This is a genomic window from Arsenophonus nasoniae (assembly GCF_004768525.1).
In the GTDB taxonomy this organism is placed as follows: domain Bacteria; phylum Pseudomonadota; class Gammaproteobacteria; order Enterobacterales; family Enterobacteriaceae; genus Arsenophonus; species Arsenophonus nasoniae.
This window is the reverse complement of the sequence record NZ_CP038616.1, coordinates 20,081-43,765: the sequence shown is the minus strand read 5'-3', so window position 1 is coordinate 43,765 and position 23,685 is coordinate 20,081. Positions and strand designations below refer to the sequence as shown.

Annotated in this window: 28 protein-coding genes and 1 pseudogene; 18 read left to right on the top strand and 11 right to left on the bottom strand. The window is 39.0% G+C overall.

Features of this window, described 5'->3' with window-relative positions; all coding sequences use genetic code 11:
• Positions 1 to 52: 52 nt before the first annotated feature.
• Positions 53 to 568 (bottom strand): hypothetical protein, encoded by a 516-nt coding sequence (locus ArsFIN_RS21680; protein WP_026824164.1) that lies wholly within the window; start codon positions 566 to 568, stop codon positions 53 to 55.
• A gap of 488 nt (positions 569 to 1,056) precedes the next feature.
• The gene (locus ArsFIN_RS28410) at positions 1,057 to 1,191 is read right to left on the bottom strand and encodes a hypothetical protein (protein WP_276489431.1); all 135 of its coding nucleotides are present in this window, start codon (positions 1,189 to 1,191) and stop codon (positions 1,057 to 1,059) included.
• Between the two features lie 699 nt (positions 1,192 to 1,890).
• On the opposite strand from ArsFIN_RS28410, the gene ArsFIN_RS21675 reads away from it, so the two are divergent.
• From ArsFIN_RS21675 to ArsFIN_RS21660, 4 genes are read left to right on the top strand one after another with little or no spacing between them, the layout of a single operon-like run.
• Positions 1,891 to 3,078: a replication initiation protein gene (locus ArsFIN_RS21675; RefSeq protein WP_135678595.1), complete on the top strand. Its 1,188-nt coding sequence runs from the start codon at positions 1,891 to 1,893 to the stop codon at positions 3,076 to 3,078.
• A 33-nt stretch (positions 3,079 to 3,111) separates the two neighbouring features.
• Positions 3,112 to 3,930, top strand: a complete 819-nt coding sequence (locus ArsFIN_RS21670) for a phytochelatin synthase family protein (protein ID WP_051297195.1) — start codon at positions 3,112 to 3,114, stop codon at positions 3,928 to 3,930.
• Positions 3,931 to 3,971: 41 nt separating this feature from the next.
• Positions 3,972 to 4,256 carry an HU family DNA-binding protein gene (locus ArsFIN_RS21665; protein WP_276324692.1) on the top strand — a complete coding sequence of 95 codons (285 nt, stop codon included), beginning with the start codon at positions 3,972 to 3,974 and terminating at the stop codon, positions 4,254 to 4,256.
• Positions 4,257 to 4,259: 3 nt separating this feature from the next.
• Positions 4,260 to 4,532 (top strand): hypothetical protein, encoded by a 273-nt coding sequence (locus ArsFIN_RS21660; RefSeq protein WP_135678513.1) that lies wholly within the window; start codon positions 4,260 to 4,262, stop codon positions 4,530 to 4,532.
• A 237-nt stretch (positions 4,533 to 4,769) separates the two neighbouring features.
• Here ArsFIN_RS21660 and ArsFIN_RS21655 read toward each other — a convergent pair whose 3' ends face one another.
• From ArsFIN_RS21655 to parM, 3 genes are all read right to left on the bottom strand, one after another.
• Positions 4,770 to 5,132 (bottom strand): plasmid partitioning/stability family protein, encoded by a 363-nt coding sequence (locus tag ArsFIN_RS21655; protein WP_135678598.1) that lies wholly within the window; start codon positions 5,130 to 5,132, stop codon positions 4,770 to 4,772.
• A gap of 7 nt (positions 5,133 to 5,139) precedes the next feature.
• Positions 5,140 to 5,592 (bottom strand): hypothetical protein, encoded by a 453-nt coding sequence (locus ArsFIN_RS28640; RefSeq protein ID WP_338023362.1) that lies wholly within the window; start codon positions 5,590 to 5,592, stop codon positions 5,140 to 5,142.
• Positions 5,593 to 5,663: 71 nt separating this feature from the next.
• Positions 5,664 to 6,089 (bottom strand): plasmid segregation protein ParM domain-containing protein, encoded by a 426-nt coding sequence (parM, locus tag ArsFIN_RS28635; protein WP_338023361.1) that lies wholly within the window; start codon positions 6,087 to 6,089, stop codon positions 5,664 to 5,666.
• A gap of 701 nt (positions 6,090 to 6,790) precedes the next feature.
• Here parM and ArsFIN_RS21645 point away from each other — a divergent pair.
• The 12 genes from ArsFIN_RS21645 (at position 6,791) to ArsFIN_RS21595 (ending at position 14,800) form a co-directional block, all read left to right on the top strand.
• Positions 6,791 to 7,069, top strand: a complete 279-nt coding sequence (locus ArsFIN_RS21645) for a hypothetical protein (RefSeq protein WP_135678602.1) — start codon at positions 6,791 to 6,793, stop codon at positions 7,067 to 7,069.
• A 688-nt stretch (positions 7,070 to 7,757) separates the two neighbouring features.
• On the top strand, positions 7,758 to 7,952 hold the full coding sequence (locus ArsFIN_RS21640; RefSeq protein WP_135678645.1) for a hypothetical protein: 195 nt from the start codon (positions 7,758 to 7,760) through the stop codon (positions 7,950 to 7,952).
• 204 nt (positions 7,953 to 8,156) lie between these two features.
• Positions 8,157 to 8,885 (top strand): ATP-binding protein, encoded by a 729-nt coding sequence (locus ArsFIN_RS21635; RefSeq protein WP_246067522.1) that lies wholly within the window; start codon positions 8,157 to 8,159, stop codon positions 8,883 to 8,885.
• A 387-nt stretch (positions 8,886 to 9,272) separates the two neighbouring features.
• On the top strand, positions 9,273 to 9,533 hold the full coding sequence (locus ArsFIN_RS27845) for an HP1 family phage holin (protein ID WP_246067540.1): 261 nt from the start codon (positions 9,273 to 9,275) through the stop codon (positions 9,531 to 9,533).
• 40 nt (positions 9,534 to 9,573) lie between these two features.
• Complete coding sequence (locus ArsFIN_RS21625) at positions 9,574 to 10,032, top strand: lysozyme (RefSeq protein ID WP_135678643.1); 459 nt, start codon at positions 9,574 to 9,576, stop codon at positions 10,030 to 10,032.
• A 143-nt stretch (positions 10,033 to 10,175) separates the two neighbouring features.
• On the top strand, positions 10,176 to 10,523 hold the full coding sequence (gene lysC, locus ArsFIN_RS21620) for an Rz1-like lysis system protein LysC (protein WP_246067539.1): 348 nt from the start codon (positions 10,176 to 10,178) through the stop codon (positions 10,521 to 10,523).
• Complete coding sequence (locus ArsFIN_RS28970) at positions 10,513 to 10,578, top strand: hypothetical protein (protein ID WP_407062051.1); 66 nt, start codon at positions 10,513 to 10,515, stop codon at positions 10,576 to 10,578. The genes lysC and ArsFIN_RS28970 overlap by 11 nt, the downstream gene beginning before the upstream one ends.
• A gap of 54 nt (positions 10,579 to 10,632) precedes the next feature.
• Entirely contained in the window at positions 10,633 to 10,944 is a 312-nt protein-coding gene (locus ArsFIN_RS21615; RefSeq protein ID WP_135678641.1) for a hypothetical protein, read from the top strand.
• Between the two features lie 5 nt (positions 10,945 to 10,949).
• Entirely contained in the window at positions 10,950 to 11,459 is a 510-nt protein-coding gene (locus tag ArsFIN_RS21610) for a hypothetical protein (RefSeq protein ID WP_135678639.1), read from the top strand.
• Positions 11,460 to 11,905: 446 nt separating this feature from the next.
• Positions 11,906 to 12,745 carry a tyrosine-type recombinase/integrase gene (locus ArsFIN_RS21605; protein ID WP_135678637.1) on the top strand — a complete coding sequence of 280 codons (840 nt, stop codon included), beginning with the start codon at positions 11,906 to 11,908 and terminating at the stop codon, positions 12,743 to 12,745.
• A gap of 266 nt (positions 12,746 to 13,011) precedes the next feature.
• Complete coding sequence (locus ArsFIN_RS21600; protein WP_026824114.1) at positions 13,012 to 13,596, top strand: helix-turn-helix domain-containing protein; 585 nt, start codon at positions 13,012 to 13,014, stop codon at positions 13,594 to 13,596.
• A complete protein-coding gene (locus ArsFIN_RS21595; protein ID WP_407062050.1) occupies positions 13,574 to 14,800 on the top strand; it encodes a PBSX family phage terminase large subunit in 1,227 nt (408 codons plus the stop codon). Before ArsFIN_RS21600 ends, ArsFIN_RS21595 begins: the two co-directional genes overlap by 23 nt.
• A 116-nt stretch (positions 14,801 to 14,916) precedes the next feature.
• Here ArsFIN_RS21595 and ArsFIN_RS21590 read toward each other — a convergent pair whose 3' ends face one another.
• Positions 14,917 to 15,189: an HU family DNA-binding protein gene (locus tag ArsFIN_RS21590; RefSeq protein ID WP_135678493.1), complete on the bottom strand. Its 273-nt coding sequence runs from the start codon at positions 15,187 to 15,189 to the stop codon at positions 14,917 to 14,919.
• A gap of 541 nt (positions 15,190 to 15,730) precedes the next feature.
• On the opposite strand from ArsFIN_RS21590, the gene ArsFIN_RS21585 reads away from it, so the two are divergent.
• Positions 15,731 to 16,675, top strand: coding sequence for a replication initiator protein A (locus tag ArsFIN_RS21585; RefSeq protein ID WP_135678635.1), 945 nt, complete (start codon positions 15,731 to 15,733; stop codon positions 16,673 to 16,675).
• Between the two features lie 190 nt (positions 16,676 to 16,865).
• Here ArsFIN_RS21585 and ArsFIN_RS28965 read toward each other — a convergent pair.
• Positions 16,866 to 18,069 (bottom strand): annotated as a pseudogene (locus ArsFIN_RS28965) (IS91 family transposase).
• 311 nt (positions 18,070 to 18,380) lie between these two features.
• Here ArsFIN_RS28965 and ArsFIN_RS21570 point away from each other — a divergent pair.
• Positions 18,381 to 19,540, top strand: a protein-coding gene (locus ArsFIN_RS21570; protein ID WP_135678367.1) for an IS3 family transposase whose coding sequence is annotated in 2 segments (ribosomal slippage) — positions 18,381 to 18,660 and positions 18,660 to 19,540 — 1,161 coding nt in all. Because the reading frame shifts where the segments join, the coding sequence is not laid out codon by codon here.
• Positions 19,541 to 19,899: 359 nt separating this feature from the next.
• On the opposite strand, the gene ArsFIN_RS21565 is transcribed toward ArsFIN_RS21570, so the two are convergent.
• From ArsFIN_RS21565 to ArsFIN_RS21550, 4 genes are all read right to left on the bottom strand, one after another.
• On the bottom strand, positions 19,900 to 21,102 hold the full coding sequence (locus ArsFIN_RS21565; RefSeq protein WP_135678014.1) for an IS91 family transposase: 1,203 nt from the start codon (positions 21,100 to 21,102) through the stop codon (positions 19,900 to 19,902).
• A gap of 9 nt (positions 21,103 to 21,111) precedes the next feature.
• Complete coding sequence (locus tag ArsFIN_RS21560) at positions 21,112 to 21,570, bottom strand: hypothetical protein (protein WP_135678317.1); 459 nt, start codon at positions 21,568 to 21,570, stop codon at positions 21,112 to 21,114.
• A 276-nt stretch (positions 21,571 to 21,846) separates the two neighbouring features.
• The gene (locus tag ArsFIN_RS21555) at positions 21,847 to 23,049 is read right to left on the bottom strand and encodes an IS91 family transposase (protein ID WP_135678014.1); all 1,203 of its coding nucleotides are present in this window, start codon (positions 23,047 to 23,049) and stop codon (positions 21,847 to 21,849) included.
• A 9-nt stretch (positions 23,050 to 23,058) separates the two neighbouring features.
• Positions 23,059 to 23,517: a hypothetical protein gene (locus tag ArsFIN_RS21550; protein WP_210409124.1), complete on the bottom strand. Its 459-nt coding sequence runs from the start codon at positions 23,515 to 23,517 to the stop codon at positions 23,059 to 23,061.
• Positions 23,518 to 23,685: the final 168 nt, after the last annotated feature.

Below are 23,685 nucleotides of genomic sequence, written 5' to 3'. Positions count from 1 at the left end.
TGGATTAGCTCTACGTCGGTGGTGTAAACACTGGCGTAGAGTGTTTAAATAATTATTTTTTCTCTATCAAGGTTGTAAATGCGATACGATCTCCATTGAAACAAAAATTTGGATTTATAAAATAACGACCTGGTCTCAAAGTTTTTGCTATTATTAATGCGTTTTCTAACTCGTTTAATCCTCTTTTAAAGGTTGCTAAACTTAATTTAATTGAGGGATTATTATCTTTATGAGCTTCTAAAAAATCTTCTAAAGCTATACTGTCTAAATCAACTTGATCTTTTGCAATAGCTTTGAATTGAACAGCCCATATAAGAACATTAAATGCTTTGATTCCAGCAGAATTTAATCCAAAAGTTAACGCAATATTAGCAGTAAACAGCTTAACAAACTGTTCTGTGTCAACTTTCTTAAAGGTTGTAATATGAGTACCATAAATTTCACCAGTGTATTGATTAACCAATACATTATTATCTTTACCCAATTTCGATAACTGAATCTTCTTCCCTTTTATAGGAACAACCATTCCTTCTATAAATGGGTTTTCTTTATATCTAGTAAGGCTCATTTTTACCTTTAATTTTGGACTTTGCCATATCAACGAATGATTTATTAAGTTCAATATATAATAAAAAATAGATCTAGTAAAGATTGAATTTATAATTAATTTTGAGCTTCTATAGCTCTGATGTTAAACCTGGATAGCGCAAATCATGAAAATATGGTCATTGATTTTTAAGGATTTTTTGCGGTTTCTATTCTTAGTTCTTCTTGTTGTTTTAGAACCATCAGACAATTCATTAGCAACAAACTAACCTCCGCTTCCTCGTCGACGGTGTTCGGTGTTCGCAATCAAATTGAGAAAACTGAACCAATAAAAAAATAATCCAAAAAATCCTTAAAATTAAAACGCCCACCGCTCGCCGGAGTCTGTGACCGAGCAACGCGAGCGAACAGGCGAGGAAGCGGAAGATAACCGGAAGTTAAAAGGAGCACGAACACTCGAAAATCCACAGGGAACACCACTACTCAAAAAGCATTTAATCATCTCGGAGTTCATGCCGCACCTCCGACTCTATTCAGAATTCGGGCACGCTGACGAAGGGTTAAATTGCGGGATTCACGAGCGAATAACTCGATAATTTGATTTTGCGCTTCAATTACGCGCACACGGAAGGTAGACTTTTTCATTAGCCTTACTCCTATTGATACTAGGTTTAGGGTTAGCTCTGTGTAGGTGTTACAGCACTTACATAGAGCGAATATATTAAAACTGAAAAGATTGAATTTATAATAACGCAACAAAAAAAAAGTCAATTTTTTGTTGCGTTATTTTGTCTAATTGATACTATTATTGCAATTAAAGGAGAAAGTTATGTCAAAAAAATCGTCTATGATGATTATGTATCTATAAGAATTCCAAGAGAAGTAAAAGAAAGAATAGATAAAATAAGAATGATAAAAAAATCACAAGGATATGAAAAATATAGATTAATTGATGCAGTTATGGAAGCAACTAATATGTTAGAAGAGTCACTATTAAAAAAAAATTAAACGACTTTTTGCTACGGCTATTATTAAGTAATAATAAAATGGCATAGTTTATTTAATGATGAAGATCAACAGCAATAAAATAAATAACTGATATATAAGAATTTATTTAAATTGATGATTTTCTAAACTTCAATTTTATCCACAGAAAAACGCTACGGCTATAACGACTTTTTGCTACGGCTATAACGACTTTTTGCTACGGCTATAACGACTTTTTGCTACGGCTTATTTTATGTAATGTCATGTTTATAAAGGAATAATTAACTAACAAAGTTAAAAGGAAAGATAAATAAAAACAGTCACGAATAATTATTTTTACATCAAAAGGATTAAGAAATGAGTGCAACTCTAGATAGAGATCCAAGTTACAACTTAGTACAAAGTAACGATTTGATTAATGCTAGCTATAAACTTAACCGTAATGAAATGCGTCTACTTGTATTAGCTTTATCTAAAGTAGACTCAAAAACAGAAAATCCAGGTAATATCACATTGTACCCAAAAGAATTTATCAAAATGTTCAGTACTAACGAACAAAAGGTTTGGGTCACTATGAGAGAAGCATTAATTAGTCTATCGAAAAAACAAATAGAGTTTTTTAGGGTAGATAAAAACAATATGAGAACAATTAATTTTTCTAACTGGATAGACGGAGGAAGTTTTTATGAAAGACAGGAAGATTGTAGCAAAATAGTTTTAAGATTTACTAAAAGTATAGAACCATACCTTTTTGAATTAAAGGGTAATTTTACAATATGTTCTATAGAGTCAATCCAAAATTTAACAAATCCAATAGCATTTAGATTATATCTAATAATGTTAAGTGAAATAAAAAAAGCTAAAAATATTGAATTAAAAAAATCTAAAAAGTTAGAAGTTCATATGCTGAAATTATCAATTTTGCAAATACGTAAGATTTTTCCAAACCTATCAAAAGAATTCAATAATATAAAAAAATTCACACTAATACCTGCTTTCGAACAAATCCAGTCACTTACAGACATTTCATTAAATTGGCGTACTATCAAAACCGGAAGATCAATAACAGACATTGAAATTACTTATATTCTAGAAAAAGATGATCTATTCAAAACAAAACCAATTCGCCCAAGACTAGCCAAGCGTCCGCATGTTAAATCTGGCTCTCACGATGAGGGCGAATGGATGAAGAAAAATGCAGAGATTCTCTATCAGTACGAGAAGAATTTGAAGAAATACGATCCTACATTGCGTCTAACAATGCCAGATTTGCGTAGAGCCGTTGAATGCTCAAAATATTGCAAACAAAATTGGCACGAAGAGAAGAAGCGAGAATTGGCGATAAGAGAAGGAAAAATTGAAGATTCAACGCCAACAAAAGCTATTCTTCAATCTCACAATAAAATACTAGCAAAATCCCAAGTTACATCTTTGGAAAAAGAGCTAGAAGAAATTCCAAACTTCGGCGGATTCAAGCAAATTAAAGGACAGTTTTTTGATAAGAGAAGCGCAGAAGCTGCTGGATATAATTGGGATGAATATTAGACTCTTTATCTTAAAAATTAGGCACAACCTGAAATGGCAATTTATTCTCAGTTTCATCATAAATTTTATACAAAACAAGTAGCTACTTTGCTTATAAGTAGTTTATTTCTGAATACTGCTGTATTTGCTAAAACAATTGATTTGAACACTCCTGAAGGTATTCATAGACTTGAGAGAACAAAATATAAAAATGATTTTTTTAGTTTAATTCAACAATTCGAAGGACAAGAAAATAAGGTCTATTGTGGAATTGCTTCAGCAACTATAGTAGTTAACGCTTTACGTGTTAAAAACAAAGAAAAAGCTAATCAGATTAAACCTGATTCGACAAGAATTTCCTTGGATGAGCAAATTTATTTTCCTAAAAACAAGAATTGGACTCCATTTTGGAACCGTTATACCCAAGAAAGTGTGGTAAATTTTAGTCCTAAAGCGAAAATAAACATTTTCGGTAAGCCCATGATTGAAAATGGTTTACAAGATTATGGATTAAATCTAAATGACGAAAAAATGCTTCTAACAACTTTAGATTTACAGGTAAAAAAAATCCATGTTACTTCCTTAAATAACATTACTAAAATGAAGAAGGAAATTATTAGCTCAATAAATGACTTTGATAGTTATGTTATCATAAATTATTTACGGACTTCTCTTGGACAATCCGGTGGAGGACATTTCTCCCCTTTAGTAGCCTGGGATAAAAATAGCGATTCATTCCTGATTATGGATGTTTCCAATACCAAATATAATTGGGTTTGGGTGAATAGCCTTGATCTTTTTCGAGCAATGAATACTTCTGACAATAATAATTGGCGAGGTTATTTGATAGTGAAAGAAAATGACCATAATTAGTTTTATAAATATTAAATACACTATCTAACGTTAAATTGAAAATCAGGCACACCATGAACAAAACCGAACTCATCAATCAAATTGCTGAAAAAGCTGACTTAACCAAAAAAGACTCAGAGAAAGCACTGAACGCATTCATAGAAACCGTGACAGAAGCGCTAAAGGCGGGAGATGAAGTACAACTCGTTGGCTTTGGCTGTTTTCAAGTTAAACAACGCGCAGCCAGAGATGGACGCAATCCAAAAACGGGCGAGACACTTAAAATTGCTGCTGCAAACGTACCGAGTTTTAAAGCAGGTCAAAGACTCAAAGAGGCAGTTAAGTAATTCATGACCTATGACGCAAAGTCAATTCGCATTCTACGTGAAGACGAAATTAAACAGTTTGACTGGCATTGGGCTGAGGAATTAGCACACGAACACATTTTGCCCCTAGATTGGGTCAAACGCGGATTTGAAGCATCAAGACGACTCGGTATTGAACCAGAATTCTTCGTCAACAAGTATATCCTCAAACAGGACCTCCCCAAAAATGACGAATTCGAGCAAGTCTTCATCGAAGTGCTAAAGGAAGACAGAAAGAAGAGTCAGAATACCCTCTAAAAGCTCCTGTAATCCATTCTGAGCCGTTTTCTCGAAAAAAAACGTAAATTCGCACGTCCAAAAAATTATCGTTGCTCATGATGCGTTTTAAGAGTTTTCTAGTTTTTGGATTTCAGAAAGAAAAAAGCCAACCGCAAAAGTTGGCTAATTTGTCGAAGTAAAACAGTTTTAATTTTAATCATCAAAATTGACTCATGGCAAACCCATCATAAGACTTCAATACAAAATTTCAACCAGTTATCCTGATTTTCCAAATAGATTTTTGGCATTATTGCGCGTTTCAAATGCTCTCAAATCTTCGACTGAATTCAATACGTCCAATTCAACATACTCATCATTAAAATCAGACATTTTGTTTTTTAACACGGTTTCCATCACTTTCGTGATTTCTTCGAGTGTGGTTTTATCTGTCAAAAGTTCACTCAGCATATAAATTAATCTAGGCTCTTGTTTGAAAAGCGCTACACCGGATAAAAACGCCGCGCGCATGAATTTCCCTCTTTCACCTTGAGGCATATTCTCCAATACTTCGGCTGTGTACTTGTCAGCACCGTGTCTATCAGGATTGATATAAAATTGAATTTTTCTACGTGTGTCCATTTCTGTATCACCCTATAGAAAACATGCCATTGACCAAATCAAACTGAGGGTTTTCGCTTTTAAAAAATCTGTCTTCCCTCGTTACACAGTGGGATTTAATTGCATCAGCAATAATTTCTGCACCTCCACCTATCACCATCACATGGGTATACCCACTGAATGTATTAACGGCGTCCAGTACACGATTAATCAGTCGATGTTTTGATTCCTTGAGTGAAGCAAGAACCTGATTTATTTGGCTTGCATCGTTGATACGGCGTTTTAAGTAATTCATATCGTGACTGTTGATGATAATATCATCCGCCAAGTAGTTGCTGCCGTTGGTTTTTGCCAAACTAAGCGCTTCTTTGACAGATTGCGTCATCATTGAGACACCTAGATGAGAGTTTCCGTATATCTTCGACACACCACTCATTTTCCCATCACTTGCGCTATATCCAGCGTTGTCCCCTAAATCCACAATCAAAAGCGAGTCGAGGTCATCAAGCGCTTTTGCTATGGAAAACCAGCAGGATGGATTCCGGCATGACTTCAACGTTTTGATGTTAAAGGTTCTTCCGTCTTTAACTTCAACCGATTTTTTAAAATTATCTTTTTCCTCTGTATGTTCGCTGAATTCGGTTGATTTTTGGTATCGAAATATTCAGCAATCGGCAAAGAGACGACGATTTCCACATCTTGAGGGGATAATTTTGACTGGAGTAAGGCGTGATGCACTGCAATCACATTCACATCGCTATATTGATAACCCACATTGGTTGTTGTGACGGCAATAGGACTTATCGCATCGAAAGAGTACATCTCGCCATTGATGGTATAATTTGAACTGTGGCTGTCACCAAAAGAAACTGACCAATCACGCTTAAAGCTATTTGGGCTAATGAAGTACTTCTGAATTCCTTCCTCACTCCATGTTAATTTGATATTTGTCGAGCCATCATCGATATATATTTTCATGAGTCACCTTTGAGAAAAATAAGAGATAATTAAATTTAAAATATGAGAATAACATAATCATTTAAGGTTTTAAAATGCCACTTATTCTCAAATAAGTCTCAATATAAGTTATTAATTGGTAACTTTAAGAGATAAAATGAGTTTATTCCGGTTAGGTGAGATAAATGAGAGATATTACAGAGAAAATATTGAGATGTTCTATTTGATAGCAAAAAAAACGCCAGATATCCAATACCCGGCGTTCAGAGCTAGAAGAGATTCTAGGAGTTTAATATCAGCAATTCAATTTAAGTATAGCAGAATTCCAAAATAGCGATTTCCGATTGCAAATTTGAAATTTAAAAAAAGTGAATTTTTTATCACGTAAGTTATTGATTTTGATCACTTTATTTTAAGCTCAAATTTCACGTAAGTTATTGAAATAGATCGAATTATTGACATGGTGAAATTTCGGTTTACAATTTAGAAATCAATTTTAGCTGTTTTTGTACGGCTTTTGCTCTTTCACAATTTGGGGTTTTCTCTGCGAGTCGCGGAGAACAGAATACCGTTTTGTGTGTTCTGTTTTGGTGTTTTTATTCAATAACGCCGTTATCTACATTCAATATGTCTGTGGAAATCGTATTTAAAATCTTCGTGTTTACGAGGGTTGTTATCGTCTGAAATTCAGAAACATCAAAATATAGCGCTCAGGAGGAAAAATGCCCCAAGAAATTATTTTCAAAGAAAGTAAGAGTAATGCAAAAGTTAGGCGAGAAATCAGGAAATTTGATTTTCTTGCCAAAAAAGACGCTGAACGTGAATTTAACCAAAAACTCAAAAAAGCCTTTTGGCGACACGAAAATCCACGTCAGCAGTTACGGGATTTTCAACGACAGATAGTAGTTTACGCCAATCTGTTTATGGATCACCGCAAAAAACAGCAAAAACAAAAAATCATCGAACAGAAAGCGCATATTGACGCGCTCTTTTTGAATTAAAGCCTTTCTTTGTCATTTTTTCAACCACATCAGGGAAATCACACGTTATTTCATATTTTTTATGAACTTGTTTGCACAATTTTAATAATTGGAGTGATTGAGTGAAAAGTGCCGCTACATTACGACTGATAGGTAATCCTCATGCATATTATCCAAATTTAGCCAAACCGCTTGGCGGATTAACCTCAGCAATTCTTTTTCCCAAATATTTTACTGGCAGGACAAAGCGAATTCTGAATTAGGGTTTACAAAACTCGAGCTGATCTCGAAGAAGAAACCGGATTGACACATGACGAACAACGAACAGCAATAAAAAAATTAGTTTCAATCGGTGTGTTAATCGTGACTGAAAAGCGTCTTGAACACAAAACTTATTACCGGATTGACGAAGAAAAATTAAACGAGATTCTGGATAATTTCGCCAATTCAAAAGGGATTTTCGCGAGATGGAGAAAGTGGAGCTCCCGAAGTAGACATTGTCGAGTTCGGGGAATCGACATTATCGAGTTCGTTAGATCAAGAGATTACTACAAAGATTACTACAATAGATCCCTCTATAATCTCCCTTACGAAAAAATCGAAGGTTTTTGACCCAAATTCGCTAGAACTTCCAAACTGGTTATCAAGATCAACCTGGCATTCTTGGTTACAGTACCGCAAGGAAATTAACAAACCTATCAAATCCCTAATGACGGTTGACCAGACTATCAAACTGCTGACGAAGTGTCGTGATAGGGGGTATTCGCCAGAAGACATCATCAACACCAGTATTGCCAATGGCTGGCAAGGACTTTTTGAACCCAAAGAGACCCAAACGCAGAAATCCCGATATCGATTTAAAGACATCCCCAAAATGGATGTTTTCATCACTGATGATTTTTGATGGGCAGAAAAAACATTGGCATTTGGATTTTTAGCTGAAATTGAAAATTCAATCTCAAGTTATCGCTCAGACCCCATCTAAAACGCGCTGTAATCAATTCTGAGCCGTTTTCTCGAAAAAAACGTAATTCGTAAAGCTAAAATTTTATCGTTGCTTACAGAGCGATACACCAAGTTTTGATAATTTACTCACGTAGGAGGAATTTTGAATACAGCAAATGCAGTATTAACCCGATTTTTTAAACTGATGCCAAAGCACATTAAACCGAAATTCAATACCGTTGATGAGTTGTTCGCGTGGCATCGTGAACAGGCTAAATTGGATTCAAACCGAATCTTCGAAGAAAACCGAGTCAGAAGGCTGAACAATATCATGGGTAATTCCGGTATTTCTGAACTTCATCAGCATTGTACTTTTGACAACTTTGAGGCTTTAACGACGGAGCAAAGACAAGCGAAATTCAACGCAAAAAACTATGCTGACAATTTTGGAAAATACTTTGGGGGTTTTGTTTTTAGCGGTCATTCCGGCACAGGTAAAAATCATCTGGCAGCAGCAATTGGGAATCGGTTAATTCAAAACGGACTGAGTATTTTGATTGTTACTTTTCCTGACCTGATGATGAGATTGAGAAAAACCTACGAAAGCGGATCTCAATATACCGAATCACAGTTAATTGATGACTTGTGTGGTGTTGATTTGCTCGTATTTGATGATGTTGGCGTTCAGAGAAACAATCTCAATGAAGAACTAGTCATTTTTCAAATCGTCGATCGTAGAACATCAAGCAAAAAACCAACCGGAATTTTGACCAATTTACCGCAACAACAATTAACCGAGGTATTGGGGGAGCGAATCGTCGATCGCTTAAGGATGGGCAAACCTACCGTAGTTAATTTCAACTGGTCAAGCTACCGCCGTAAAATTCAATAACAAGCAAGAGGTTAAGATGGAAAACAAGGATAATTCAACTAAAAACTGGTCACTATCGGTGACAGGAAAATAGACAAGGAAATTGCCAAGTACTGCTTGGAAAAAGTGGAGCCAGCTATTTTGAGGTGGTGACGCATTTGGTCAAAGAACGGTGTGAAAAGCGGATGTCATCGAAGCAGCAAAAACGACCGCCGAGGCGATCGTCGAAGGCATGACCTCTATTTTTCCTTCTTAACCGTATCGAGGAAGTTACAAGAATTATCACTCATTGTTTCAAGACGGATTTTATAAGTTTCCTCCAACTTCAAAATCTCACCAAAGCACGAGCGTCGTATGGATAAAATACAGTTTTTTCATATTTTTTAGACATAAAAAATTCCTTATAAGTTGAAGAGTGATAAGGATACCACCGAGCCTGACGAGGTGAAAAGACAGGCGTTTTCAAACAAAATTCACGCCTCACTACCTCAAAACCTCACCGGAAGAACTCACATGATGGAAAAATATTCCAGCCCCTTGTCGTATCTATGGGCTGGGGCGACAACCGCTATTGGCATTCTCACGCTCGAAGAGTGGGTAGCTGTAGTGGGTATTGTCTGCACGATAGGGACATTTTTGTTAATTGGTATTACCGCAAAAGGAATTTGAACTCAAGGAACATCACTATGAAGATACCGAAAAAATATTGATGGCAACGGGCGGTAGTGCGTTATTGCTGGCATCAAGCATGATAACGCATTTTGAGGGATTGAGGCTTAAGCCCTATTTCGATGGTGGTGGTATTCTTTCTGTTTGCTATGGACATACAGGTAACGATATTGAGCGTAATCGGACGTACACGCAAAAAGACTGCGATAAGTGGCTTGATGACGATTTAAGGGCGGTTAAACGCTATGTTGACCCGCTGGTTAAGGTCAATATCAATACACTGACTCAGGCAGCCCTTTACTCATTTGCTTACAACGTGGGCGTGGGAAATTTTGCCAAATCGACATTACTCAAAAAGCTCAACGCTGATGACCGAAAGGGCGCTTGTGATGAAATGAAGCGATGGGTTTATGTGAAAGGCGAAGTCTGGAAAGGATTAATGACCCGTCGAGAAATAGAGAGCGTAATATGTTATGGCGACCTTACGCATTTGTCGTAGTGATTATTGCAGGATTAATCTTATGGGCATCTTGGTTGTTGACGTCCTTAAACGAAGTCAGGTCATTGAATAAAAACTCACCGTTGAACTCAATAACCAGATAGCCATTACTACTAATGCTTTTCAGTCAATGAGGGTAATCAATGATATTGCACGAATTAATAGTGAGACCCGTCAGCGTAAAGCAGTTGACTCTGAGGCAACACAAGCAGCAATTAAAACGCATGTCGCCAATCGGGATTGCGCCAATCGCATTATCCCTAATGGGGCTGTTGTCGAGTTGCAGCAGCACACGAACCGAATACGTTCAGGCTCCTCACATTCCAATACCCTCTCATCTACTCGCTGACTGCTTGCCGCCAGCAATCACAGATAATATGACATGGCGTGATAGCCTGATACTTAATGAGCAGTTACTGACAGTGATTGAGCAGTGTAATTTTGACAAACAGGCAATAAGGAGAATTGAAGAGCAGAGAAATGATAATTGAAAACGAAAAGCAGACGGAATATTTACAGCAGTACATCAAAACACAGTGTCAATGAATCGGTAATTGATACTTACGAATTTTAATAATCATGGTGCAAGAGGTGAATAAAATGAAATGTTTAATTACGGAAAATCAGTCAGGAAATGTAGTAATTCTTTCTAAAGGAGGAGAATATCAATCTAAAATAACAGAGAGTGAAATATTTAAAGATTGGATATCAGCTTCACAGAGAGAAAGTATTGCAAAGATTATCAGCGAAAAGATACCCAAAATTAATTATGGTAGGCTCCCGGAAAGTATCGTTTACTCTCCTGAAGGCCATGAAGATTTATACGCTAAAACTAAGAGTAAACATGTAGTAAAAAAATATCAATTGATGACGTGGTACAAGAAGACTTTAGTAAACCATCAACGAATATAATAAGCGTGCAAGAATTTAGTAATGATAATAGTGATAGAAATGTTAGATTTACAGCAGCTATATCAGGGAGTAATACTATTACAGTACAATCATCATGGGATAAAAATAAAGCAGATCACCTCGATCTTGATATTGGCTTGTCTCTGGAAATATCGGGGTTTAAATTTGCTCCCACTTTTAAGATTGGTGAGACTGTATCTCATTCAGTAAATAGTGTTATAGGCAAGTCTGACTTAACATTACATCGCTCTACTGCAGACTTCACACTGAAACCAAAAGAAAAAGCGATTGTTGAGTTAAAAAATGATGAATATCAAGTAAATGCTAGAATTGTTTATTCTATTAGTTTGAGTGGTGTCATATTTGCAGGCTACCGAATCGAAAATAATAATATTCATTATACTGGAGTTAGTATAGAAGACGTTATGAGATTAGCGAATATTCCTAATGAAATAAAAGTCGAACAAAATTTAAATATCAGCGGTTACCTACATTCAAATATATTATTTAAATAAACATCCCTCGTATTAATCAAACACAGAACCTTACAGGAAAGTCGAGCCTGATAATCGCCGTTTAAAATGCTGCTTTTTATGTGTGAGCAGGTTCGATTTTCTATAAGGAAAAGTACGATGAATACCGTTTTAACTTTTAAAGAGAAAAGTATTACTCCTTTTTATAAGGGAGATAACAAAATTTGGTTTACAAGTAACTGAATTGCTGGCTTATTCGAAGACAAAATAGGTAACGAATTTATTTACTGTCCTTAATTCAGATTAAAGATTTTTTCCACATCAAATCACTAAAATGAGCTCAATCAAATTACTCAAAACTCGCCACGGTAGCGAGGGTTTTCGTGTGCATTACGAAAATACAGCAGGGCGATTTCACAAAAGTTTTAAAACGCTGGATGCGGCGTGCCGTTTTCTTTTTCTAAGTGAATCCGAGCGGTTTTTTGTCGATGACGGCAAAAGAAAAAGAGCGATGCCGAGACTGGCATCTTCGCAAACTGATTCAATTCTATATAGGCAAAAAAGTCTCACAATGTGAAACGGGGCATTTGCGGAAAAGTTCGCTCGATACGATTAAACATGCGTTATTTTCGATTGACGAAACGTTGCAGTCAAAATTGGCGTTGCATATTCGCCCGCGTGAATTTAATGGCTTACCTGAGAATAGCCTTAAATATCTGCATTCTGCCTATTTGCTGTTAAAAGAAATGCGGAATATTGGCGTGAGTCCAATTCCAAAACTGAAAAAGAAAGTCGAAAAGCCTATTTTCATTCCTGCTTTTGAGAATGTGGATAGGATGATCGAAGTTGCGCCCGTCAGAGAAAAGATAGCCTTCATCTTGGCGTCGGTGATTGGGCTTCGGATAAGTGAAATACTGGCATTGGACTATAGCGATATTCAAGGGGAGTATTTGAATATCTCAAAACATGTCACACGAAACGGTGTTATTGAAGGTTTAAAAGCGGACGTTCAACGATTGTTGCCTATACCAAAAGCATTATTGGATTTATTGGATAAAACCAAACTTAGTTTAAATGAGCCTTTAATCACCAGTCAATCAGGGAAAAGGTTGTCATTAAATTACAGTACGACAGGAATCGTTAAGGAATTACTGGAAAAATACCGGATTGGGAAATTTCACAACTTACGGCATTTTGCTGCGGTACGTCTTATCAAAAAACACAATGATATTCACGTTATTTCTAAAATGTTGGGTCACAAAAACATTGAGACGACGTCAAATATTTATGGGCGATTTTCAGGGTCAATTTTCGAGTTAAATTTTTAACATTTGCGTTTATTTTTTAACCATTAAGGTAAATGGGGTTAAATCCTTACTTTTTTGCTATCAAAGGGATTCAGCAGGATAAATCACAGAATAGCCAAAAACGTCTATTTCCGCATTTTTTTTAATCCTATTTCCGCAGTGGATAACTCACTTAACTTAAACACCCGATTAAAATTTTTCTCTACGGTTTCCGCAAAATCTGTCCGCACCCAAAATGCGGATTCTCTGGTTTGTTGCACAAATGTTAAATTAATTGAAGGTAAGTCATGCCAGCGAGAATAGTTTTTAAGAAAAACTACATTGATTTTGTCCGTGATGTAGCGCTAGCGAATGGCAAAGTTTCTAATCGAATGATCGCAAAACGTCTTGCTATCGATGAGAAAACTATCAGAAATTGGAGGCGTGAGTATTATGATTTTGATAGGGCTTTTGGTGAAGCTCTATCGATGATTAGAGAAAAGATAATAAAAACGGCGGTAAAAAACCTTGATGTCAGAAAAATGAAAACTATCAATAAGACCCCTGACGGTGAAAGCGAAAGTATCAAGGAAATACACCCTACCCACAATGATATTGCCGTTTTTGAGAAGATTGGATTAAGTAGTGTGATTATGTCTCAGGAAGAAGAAAAAATATGTTATTTGCAAACAATTCTAGAACGAAAGAATTCAGGGGAAATTACTCCGCTTCAAGCTGGTCAACTTATTGAGATAGAAGGTATACCCGTCCCTAACACGCTATTGCTAGAAATCAAACAAGCATCGGGACTTGATGAATCACAAGATATTTTCCCTTCTGTCATTCAAGTTATCGGTGGAAAATTTAAACATGATGAAAATAGCAACCGTTAAAATTCCTCCAAAACTCGTTAAGGTTTTTAACCGTTGTGCTCGTTATCGTTGCGCTTACGGTGGGCGAGGAAGTGGAAAAACCCGTACCTTTGCGTTGATGTTGGCGGTTAATGCTTTTAATGCAGCAAGGGTGGGCAAAAAAGGCGTGATACTTTGTGCCCGTGAATTCATGAACTCACTTGAAGACTCGAGTATGCAGGAAGTGAAACAGGCAATACAAAGCGTCAGTTGGCTTAATCCTTTTTTTGATATTGGTGAAAGATATATTCGTACCAAAGACAAGCGGGTTTCTTTTGTATTTTGTGGATTAAGGCATAACTTGGATAGCCTAAAATCAAAATCATCAATTTTGTTCTGCTGGATAGATGAGGCTGAAAACGTACCAGAGTACGCATGGCAAAAATTAATCCCTACGGTGCGAGAAGAAGGCTCTGAAATTTGGGTGACGTGGAATCCTGAGCGAAAAGGGAGCGCAACCGATGTTCGCTTCAGACAGAAAAAACCAAGTAACTGTATTTCGGTTGATCTTAACTACAATGACAATCCGTGGTTTCCTAATGTTTTGGAGGAAGACCGGAAAAACGACCGGATCCGGCTTGATGCCAATACCTATGCGTGGATTTGGGAAGGGGCTTATTTGGAAAATTCCAATAAGCAAGTATTGAACGGCAAATATGATGTTGTTGAGTTTGATGATGATCTCTGGAAAAAAGCAGACCGATTGTTGTTTGGAGCCGATTTTGGATTTTCGAATGACCCTAGCACCCTGATACGTAGTTTCATCCTTGGTGACTGTCTGTACGTTGAATACGAAGCCTACAAGGTTGGCGTGGAATTGGACGCACTACCTCAATTCTATCAAGCGATACCGGAAACAAGACGTTGGCCAATTAAAGCAGACAACAGCAGACCAGAGACTATCAGCTACTTAAAACGACAGGGCTTTAATATTGCTCCGGCATCTAAATGGAATGGTAGCGTAGAAGACGGCATCGCGCACCTACGAGGCTTCAAAAAAATCATTATTCACCCGCGTTGCAAACACACAATTGAAGAAGCGCGGCTATATTCGTACAAAATTGACCGTAATACGGGTGATGTTCTGCCTGTCATTGTTGATGCTCACAATCACTGTTGGGACGCAGTGCGTTATTCTTTGGACGGGTATATCAAAGGCTCAGTCTCTTTTCTGGATACGCTATAGTGTATTACTGGAAGTACAAAAACGTTCGGTTTCGGACATCATCCAAAACACCTGTACAAAAATAGGTAAATTATGTTCCGTACAGGTGTTTTAATTCGTACATCAATTTCGGTCAGTTATTTGACGGCTTCTTTCAAAGTCTTACCCGCTTTAAAACTCGGTACGTTTGCAGCAGCAATTTTAAGTGTCTCGCCCGTTTTAGGATTACGTCCATCTCTGGCTGCGCGTTGCTTAACTTGAAAGTTGCCAAAGCCAACGAGTTGTACTTCATCTCCTGCCTTTAGCGTTTCTGTCACGGTTTCAATGAAAGTGTTCAGTGCTTTCTCTGAATCTTTTTTTGTTAAGTTGGTTTTTTCAGCGATTTGATTAATGACTTCTGTTTTGTTCATGTTGTGCCTGAATTAATGGATAAGTCAATTCTAGAGATGCTAGCGGTAGTAACTGGGTAGTGCAATGTTTCAGTGTTAATTAACTCAAAAAAATCTTTTTTATTAAAATCCCGCCGCTCGCCGCCAGTCTGTGACCGAGCGTAGCGAGTGAACAGACGAGGAAGCGGAATATCACAATTGCAAAAGAGAAATACGGTCACTCAGTAGTCACCTATTTTTGGGTTTAGGGTTTTGTTAGAAAAAAAAGTTATCCACAGACTCAAGAGGGTAAAACCTGATTAAAAGATTAGTTATGTATAAGTTAAACAAGTTAAAGGATTTTTTTGTGTAAGTATATGAAATACAATAAATTTTACTACTTGTTGGTTTTTAAAAGCCGATTCAAAAGTTTTTAAAAGCCGAATGATTTTTACGTTATCCACATCTTGGAGCGGTGTTTTTTCTTGTTTTGGTTTTTAAAAGCCGAATAGCGAAACGGCTAGATGTTACTAGCATCTAACCGTCTCTGACTAACAACCCTAGGATAGATAGGATTGAAGCTATGGCAGATCATACAAGTAATCAGAGAGTAAGTAACTTGAAAACATTACGACCCCGTAAACATGAACTGGAATTTTTTATTGCTGATGAAGTGGAAATTTCAAGTTTTAGAGATGAAATTGCTAGCATGGAACATCCATTTTTTGCCATGAAAGGAGGAGATACCAAGGTTAGAGAATATAAAAATGGCAATGTAACTTTGATGGTTAGTCCTCCATCTGTAATTGGACTAGCAACAATTTTTGATAAAGATATATGGATTTATAGTATATCAAAGTTACAGGAAGCGATGAATAATCATGAAGAAATAAGCAGAACAGTTTGTTTTACACCATATGATTTTTTTGTCACGACCAACAGAGATAAAAGTGGTAGAGCATACGATGATTTAAGAAAGGCATTAGCTCGTCTTGCAGGTACTAGAATCGAAACAAATATCATATACTCTGATGATTCTAGGAAAACAGAAAACTTTGGACTGATTGATAAATGGTTTTTTTTAGAAGAAAAAAAAGGCAAGTTGGATATCGGGATGGTAGAGGTAACGCTACCTGACTGGCTCTACCAGGCTTTACATAAAAAGAAAATGCTAAAAATCAGTCACGATTACTTCCGTATCAGAAAAGCAATAGACAGGCGACTTTATGAAATTGCTCGTAAGCATTGTGGTAATCAGGGGGAGTTTACGATATCCCTTGAAAAATTGCATTTAAAAACAGGAAGCACTGCATTGTTGAAAATGTTCAGACATAACATTAAGCAACTGGCTAAAGCGAATGACTTACCTGATTACAGTGTTCGTTACGATTCAAAAGTGGATATGGTGATTTTTAATAACCGTAATCTGACGGCGGAACAGGAAAAGAAAGAGCAACAAAGGGAAAAAGGTAAGCGTGAGATTTATAAGTTAAAAAATTCACTGGCAGCTAAGCGAGGTGGAAAATGAAAAATAATAAGTAATTATGTTATCTTGATGGTTAGGAAATTGAATCGCTTTTAAAGTGAGTAGCAAAAGCCATCCCTTATTGCAAAAAGGAGATGGGGATCGATTTATTGTGTTTAGTGCCAGTTAACATTTCCTCAGAGAGTGTAATTTCTAACCTGATTTCCTTATTTTAGACACATTGATCCTGCGTTTAGCTGCGTAACCATCGCTTTTTCTCCAGGTTATGCAGTCTTTCTGACAACAATTCCGTTGCTTTTTTACCCATTTGCGCCCCGGTGAAAAGCAGCCTGTCGCCACACAGAATACATTTGTACGGATCGGTACGCAGAAATCCTTTCATCAGCACAGAAAAACCTGGGTTCTCCGGTTTTTTACGTGCCGTCATCTCAAGTGCCTTATACACTTTCGGCAATAGTTTTCCCCGTTTACGATTCGACAAAAAACCAGAGTAACGCACCATTTTAAAATGCCTGGCCGGAATATGGCTTATATAGCGTCTAATCATCTCTTCCTGCGGCAGAGTCTGCTGCCGATGCTGGCCAGTTCGGTGGTCATGGTAGTGATGAACAACGGTACCCCCTCGGTAATGCCGCAGTTTTGACGCAGATACCGGTGGGCGTTTAAGGTAGCGACCGAGGTACTTAACACTATGCCATGCCCCTTTCGTTTTTTTAGCAAAGTGCACTTTCCAATAACGTCCGTACTGCGCCCTCAAGTAACGCCGCCAATGTTTTTTGTCACGGATATGGCCAAGACCGGGAAGAAGGCCAGGGTTAATTAAATCATAACTGTGACGCAGTAGTCGGATAACAGCCCCCTCGCCAGATTTCTTCGACATCCTTTTTTTTGAAAAACAGCTTTCGCCATACACTATGTTTACTATCCAAACCCCCTCGAGTGACGGAAACATGAACATGCGGATGTTGATTGAGTTGCCGGCCATAAGTATGCAAGGCACAGAAAATACCAATTTCGATACCCTGTTTGCGAGCCAACTGCAGCATAGCTCGAGTGGCTGCCCGAAACAGAGCATTAAGTAGCGGCCAGTTATTGTTAAAAAAAGGCCAAAGGAGATGTGGCATGGTGAAAGTAATGTGTTGCCAGTCGCAGTCGGGTAAAATATGAACCTGCTGTGCTAACCACTGCTCGGTGGCTTTAAAGCCACATGAACTGCAGGCTTTTGACTTACAGCTTTGGCAGAAAAAACGGCTGTGAGAACAATCAGACGAAGCGCAACAATAGCGCCGGACACCCATGGCACAAGTGCCGCAGGCAAGCATGCGCTCCACAGATAAACTCGTCCACGAACTAACGCTATCGCCGTATTTTTCGAGGAATTTATTCCAACCGTCATCAATGGTGAAAAGTAGTTTAGCAGGACGAGGGATATACATCTGACTCAATTACCTTATGGGCATCTTGCCAAAGAAACAGAAATTGTCAGATTCGTCAGCCCAGTTATCGGTGTGTTTATCCCAGGGTTCAAAGGAAACAGGGATTATTCCTAGCTCCGTATAGGTGATGAATTCATCGGCAGGCAGACTTTCAGTTATTCCCCCCTCAGTGTAGTCGTATCCAGCGTCATCGGCTTGGTCTTGGCGTTGTTCAAAACCCCTGATAATCGTGACTAGCGGCGGGTGTAGTGGTCTAATAAAACTGTAGAGATTTATAGCTTATAATTAAGCAAAATCTTATAGGTATAAATATGACCCGAAAAGTAAAAGTAACCTTTAGCGGAAAGCAAAAACTGGAATATGCAAAACTCATGGTTGAAGGTGGATATAGCAATATCCAAGTTGAAAAAATATCCGGTGCGGGTAAATCTGCCGTATCACGATGGAAGCAACAATATCTTGCCGAGTTAAATGGGAATACGCCTGTAAAATCAAAAGCGTTAACACCCGAGCAACAGCGCATACAAGAATTAGAAGTTCAACTTAAGCGTGCTCAGAGGGATAATGACATATTAAAAAAAGCCGCGGCTTACTTCATCCTCGACAATCAAAACTCAAAATCGTGAAGCAACTGAAAATCATGTACTCCAATTTTACGGTCACTGAGTTATGCCATCTTTTTGAAGTAAGCAGCAGTAGTTTTTATTATGAAACGAAAATACCGACAGTTGAAAATGAAAGACTGTGTGGCGAAATCAAACGTATTTTTTATACATCGGGTCAAATTTATGGCAAAAGACGTATTCAAGCCGAGTTAAAGGGTTTAGGGCACCAAATTGGCACTTATAAAATATCGAACATCATGAAATTAAATCAATTAGTTGCAATTAGACCAACGAAAAAGCACTACTATCACTCATTGGGTAACGAACATCGATATGCCCCTAATTTGCTTAAACGACAATTTTCCCCTGAACAGCATAATCACTATTATGTCGGGGATATCACGTATATTAGACATCACTATGGGTGGAGCTATTTAGCCTGTGTGTTGGATTTAGCCACCAAAGAAATTATTGGTTATGCCTTATCAACAAAACCGGATTCGAAATTAGTGAAAGAAGCCTTAGATAACGCAATTGAACGGCAATTACCGGATACGACAAGTTTGATGTTCCATTCAGATCAAGGTTGCCAATATTCATCGGAGGAGTTTAGGGCGCACCTCTTTGAACGGAAAATAACTCAAAGCATGAGTCGGCGAGGTAATTGCCTCGATAATGCCGTGATGGAAAGATTTTTTAGGAGTTTAAAGACAGAAAGACTTAACCGTTTATCGTTTATGAATCATCAATCTGTTGTCTGTGAAGTTGAAAATTATATTCAGTTTTACAATTATTATCGACGCCATTCAACGATTGGTTATTTAACGCCACATCAAAAATATCATGAACTAAAAAATGCCGCTTAGATCTTCTACAGAATTTGTTGACCATTACACAGCCTGCCTGATTTAACCGGTTTACGCTTTCTGGGAGATTTATTGCGAGCCATCGAGATGAATCCCTGAAAAAAATTAACCTACTGCAGAGTATAAAACAGTACTCAACTCATTAACATCCCCGAAGCAGCACCGCTGCGCCGCTCACGCGTAGCGTGCTACGTTCATGGTTAGGAAATTGAATCGCTTTTAAAGTGAGTAGCAAAAGCCATCCCTTATTGCAAAAAGGAGATGGGGATCGATTTATTGTGTTTAGTGCCAGTTAACATTTCCTCAGAGAGTGTAATTTCTAACCTGATTTCCTTATTTTAGACACATTGATCCTGCGTTTAGCTGCGTAACCATCGCTTTTTCTCCAGGTTATGCAGTCTTTCTGACAACAATTCCGTTGCTTTTTTACCCATTTGCGCCCCGGTGAAAAGCAGCCTGTCGCCACACAGAATACATTTGTACGGATCGGTACGCAGAAATCCTTTCATCAGCACAGAAAAACCTGGGTTCTCCGGTTTTTTACGTGCCGTCATCTCAAGTGCCTTATACACTTTCGGCAATAGTTTTCCTCGTTTACGATTCGACAAAAAACCAGAGTAACGCACCATTTTAAAATGCCTGGCCGGAATATGGCTTATATAGCGTCTAATCATCTCTTCCTGCGGCAGAGTCTGCTGCCGATGCTGGCCAGTTCGGTGGTCATGGTAGTGATGAACAACGGCACCCCCTCGGTAATGCCGCAGTTTTGACGCAGATACCGGTGGGCGTTTAAGGTAGCGACCGAGGTACTTAACACTATGCCATGCCCCTTTCGTTTTTTTAGCAAAGTGCACTTTCCAATAACGTCCGTACTGCGCCCTCAAGTAACGCCGCCAATGTTTTTTGTCACGGATATGGCCAAGACCGGGAAGAAGGCCAGGGTTAATTAAATCATAACTGTGACGCAGTAGTCGGATAACAGCCCCTCGCCAGATTTCTTCGACATCCTTTTTTTTGAAAAACAGCTTTCGCCATACACTATGTTTACTATCCAAACCCCCTCGAGTGACGGAAACATGAACATGCGGATGTTGATTGAGTTGCCGGCCATAAGTATGCAAGGCACAGAAAATACCAATTTCGATACCCTGTTTGCGAGCCAACTGCAGCATAGCTCGAGTGGCTGCCCGAAACAGAGCATTAAGTAGCGGCCAGTTATTGTTAAAAAAAGGCCAAAGGAGATGTGGCATGGTGAAAGTAATGTGTTGCCAGTCGCAGTCGGGTAAAATATGAACCTGCTGTGCTAACCACTGCTCGGTGGCTTTAAAGCCACATGAACTGCAGGCTTTTGACTTACAGCTTTGGCAGAAAAAACGGCTGTGAGAACAATCAGACGAAGCGCAACAATAGCGCCGGACACCCATGGCACAAGTGCCGCAGGCAAGCATGCGCTCCACAGATAAACTCGTCCACGAACTAACGCTATCGCCGTATTTTTCGAGGAATTTATTCCAACCGTCATCAATGGTGAAAAGTAGTTTAGCAGGACGAGGGATATACATCTGACTCAATTACCTTATGGGCATCTTGCCAAAGAAACAGAAATTGTCAGATTCGTCAGCCCAGTTATCGGTGTGTTTATCCCAGGGTTCAAAGGAAACAGGGATTATTCCCAGCTCCGTATAGGTGATGAATTCATCGGCAGGCAGACTTTCAGTTATTCCCCCCTCAGTGTAGTCGTATCCAGCGTCATCGGCTTGGTCTTGGCGTTGTTCAAAACTCCTGATAATCGTGACTAGCGGCGGGTAATACTGCGTGTCGAGAAAAAATTGGGGGCCGAGTCGGACGCAGTGGCGTATGGCTTCTTTTAGGGTGTCATAAAAAAATTCAGGCGGTCTGTCATCATCATTTTCGGGTGGGAGAGAGATCATAAAACGTTTCAGATAAACAGGCGTTGTGGCACGTGAAGTGACGGGCAGCCTGCCTGATTTAACCGGTTTACGCTTTCTGGGAGATTTATTGCGAGCCATCGAGATGAATCCCTGAAAAAAATTAACCTACTGCAGAGTATAAAACAGTACTCAACTCATTAACATCCCCGAAGCAGCACCGCTGCGCCGCTCACGCGTAGCGTGCTACGTTCATGGTTAGGAAATTGAATCGCTTTTAAAGTGAGTAGCAAAAGCCATCCCTTATTGCAAAAAGGAGATGGGGATCGATTTATTGTGTTTAGTGCCAGTTAACATTTCCTCAGAGAGTGTAATTTCTAACCTGATTTCCTTATTTTAGACACATTGATCCTGCGTTTAGCTGCGTAACCATCGCTTTTTCTCCAGGTTATGCAGTCTTTCTGACAACAATTCCGTTGCTTTTTTACCCATTTGCGCCCCGGTGAAAAGCAGCCTGTCGCCACACAGAATACATTTGTACGGATCGGTACGCAGAAATCCTTTCATCAGCACAGAAAAACCTGGGTTCTCCGGTTTTTTACGTGCCGTCATCTCAAGTGCCTTATACACTTTCGGCAATAGTTTTCCTCGTTTACGATTCGACAAAAAACCAGAGTAACGCACCATTTTAAAATGCCTGGCCGGAATATGGCTTATATAGCGTCTAATCATCTCTTCCTGCGGCAGAGTCTGCTGCCGATGCTGGCCAGTTCGGTGGTCATGGTAGTGATGAACAACGGCACCCCCTCGGTAATGCCGCAGTTTTGACGCAGATACCGGTGGGCGTTTAAGGTAGCGACCGAGGTACTTAACACTATGCCATGCCCCTTTCGTTTTTTTAGCAAAGTGCACTTTCCAATAACGTCCGTACTGCGCCCTCAAGTAACGCCGCCAATGTTTTTTGTCACGGATATGGCCAAGACCGGGAAGAAGGCCAGGGTTAATTAAATCATAACTGTGACGCAGTAGTCGGATAACAGCCCCTCGCCAGATTTCTTCGACATCCTTTTTTTTGAAAAACAGCTTTCGCCATACACTATGTTTACTATCCAAACCCCCTCGAGTGACGGAAACATGAACATGCGGATGTTGATTGAGTTGCCGGCCATAAGTATGCAAGGCACAGAAAATACCAATTTCGATACCCTGTTTGCGAGCCAACTGCAGCATAGCTCGAGTGGCTGCCCGAAACAGAGCATTAAGTAGCGGCCAGTTATTGTTAAAAAAAGGCCAAAGGAGATGTGGCATGGTGAAAGTAATGTGTTGCCAGTCGCAGTCGGGTAAAATATGAACCTGCTGTGCTAACCACTGCTCGGTGGCTTTAAAGCCACATGAACTGCAGGCTTTTGACTTACAGCTTTGGCAGAAAAAACGGCTGTGAGAACAATCAGACGAAGCGCAACAATAGCGCCGGACACCCATGGCACAAGTGCCGCAGGCAAGCATGCGCTCCACAGATAAACTCGTCCACGAACTAACGCTATCGCCGTATTTTTCGAGGAATTTATTCCAACCGTCATCAATGGTGAAAAGTAGTTTAGCAGGACGAGGGATATACATCTGACTCAATTACCTTATGGGCATCTTGCCAAAGAAACAGAAATTGTCAGATTCGTCAGCCCAGTTATCGGTGTGTTTATCCCAGGGTTCAAAGGAAACAGGGATTATTCCTAGCTCCGTATAGGTGATGAATTCATCGGCAGGCAGACTTTCAGTTATTACCCCCTCAGTGTAGTCGTATCCAGCGTCATCGGCTTGGTCTTGGCGTTGTTCAAAACCCCTGATAATCGTGACTAGCGGCGGGTAATACTGCGTGTCGAGAAAAAATTGGGGGCCGAGTCGGACGCAGTGGCGTATGGCTTCTTTTAGGGTGTCATAAAAAAATTCAGGCGGTCTGTCATCATCATTTTCGGGTGGGAGAGAGATCATAAAACGTTTCGGATAAACAGGCGCTGTGGCACGTGAAGTGACGGGCAGCCTGCCTGATTTAACCGGTTTACGCTTTCTGGGAGATTTATTGCGAGCCATCGAGATGAATCCCTGAAAAAAATTAACCTACTGCAGAGTATAAAACAGTACTCAACTCATTAACATCCCCGAAGCAGCACCGCTGCGCCGCTCACGCGTAGCGTGCTACGTTCATCAATGGTTAAAAAAGGGCTTAAATATCCCCCCAAAGAAGAGATGCTGTCATTG

Bases quoted from the DNA above. Each gene is read 5' to 3' on its own strand.
- ArsFIN_RS21600 (WP_026824114.1), top strand. From the start codon at position 13,012: ATGCCAGCGAGAATAGTTTTTAAGAAAAACTACATTGATTTTGTCCGT.
- ArsFIN_RS28410 (WP_276489431.1), bottom strand. From the start codon at position 1,191: ATGAAAAAGTCTACCTTCCGTGTGCGCGTAATTGAAGCGCAAAATCAA.
- ArsFIN_RS21615 (WP_135678641.1), top strand. From the start codon at position 10,633: ATGAAATGTTTAATTACGGAAAATCAGTCAGGAAATGTAGTAATTCTT.
- ArsFIN_RS21560 (WP_135678317.1), bottom strand. From the start codon at position 21,570: ATGGCTCGCAATAAATCTCCCAGAAAGCGTAAACCGGTTAAATCAGGC.
- ArsFIN_RS21640 (WP_135678645.1), top strand. From the start codon at position 7,758: ATGACGGTTGACCAGACTATCAAACTGCTGACGAAGTGTCGTGATAGG.
- ArsFIN_RS21595 (WP_407062050.1), top strand. From the start codon at position 13,574: ATGATGAAAATAGCAACCGTTAAAATTCCTCCAAAACTCGTTAAGGTT.
- ArsFIN_RS21655 (WP_135678598.1), bottom strand. From the start codon at position 5,132: ATGGACACACGTAGAAAAATTCAATTTTATATCAATCCTGATAGACAC.
- ArsFIN_RS21585 (WP_135678635.1), top strand. From the start codon at position 15,731: ATGGCAGATCATACAAGTAATCAGAGAGTAAGTAACTTGAAAACATTA.
- ArsFIN_RS21670 (WP_051297195.1), top strand. From the start codon at position 3,112: ATGGCAATTTATTCTCAGTTTCATCATAAATTTTATACAAAACAAGTA.
- ArsFIN_RS21565 (WP_135678014.1), bottom strand. From the start codon at position 21,102: ATGTATATCCCTCGTCCTGCTAAACTACTTTTCACCATTGATGACGGT.
- ArsFIN_RS21550 (WP_210409124.1), bottom strand. From the start codon at position 23,517: ATGGCTCGCAATAAATCTCCCAGAAAGCGTAAACCGGTTAAATCAGGC.
- ArsFIN_RS21605 (WP_135678637.1), top strand. From the start codon at position 11,906: ATGACGGCAAAAGAAAAAGAGCGATGCCGAGACTGGCATCTTCGCAAA.
- parM (WP_338023361.1), bottom strand. From the start codon at position 6,089: ATGAAAATATATATCGATGATGGCTCGACAAATATCAAATTAACATGG.
- ArsFIN_RS21660 (WP_135678513.1), top strand. From the start codon at position 4,260: ATGACCTATGACGCAAAGTCAATTCGCATTCTACGTGAAGACGAAATT.
- lysC (WP_246067539.1), top strand. From the start codon at position 10,176: ATGATATTGCACGAATTAATAGTGAGACCCGTCAGCGTAAAGCAGTTG.
- ArsFIN_RS21625 (WP_135678643.1), top strand. From the start codon at position 9,574: ATGGCAACGGGCGGTAGTGCGTTATTGCTGGCATCAAGCATGATAACG.
- ArsFIN_RS21590 (WP_135678493.1), bottom strand. From the start codon at position 15,189: ATGAACAAAACAGAAGTCATTAATCAAATCGCTGAAAAAACCAACTTA.
- ArsFIN_RS21645 (WP_135678602.1), top strand. From the start codon at position 6,791: ATGCCCCAAGAAATTATTTTCAAAGAAAGTAAGAGTAATGCAAAAGTT.
- ArsFIN_RS21555 (WP_135678014.1), bottom strand. From the start codon at position 23,049: ATGTATATCCCTCGTCCTGCTAAACTACTTTTCACCATTGATGACGGT.
- ArsFIN_RS21675 (WP_135678595.1), top strand. From the start codon at position 1,891: ATGAGTGCAACTCTAGATAGAGATCCAAGTTACAACTTAGTACAAAGT.
- ArsFIN_RS21680 (WP_026824164.1), bottom strand. From the start codon at position 568: ATGAGCCTTACTAGATATAAAGAAAACCCATTTATAGAAGGAATGGTT.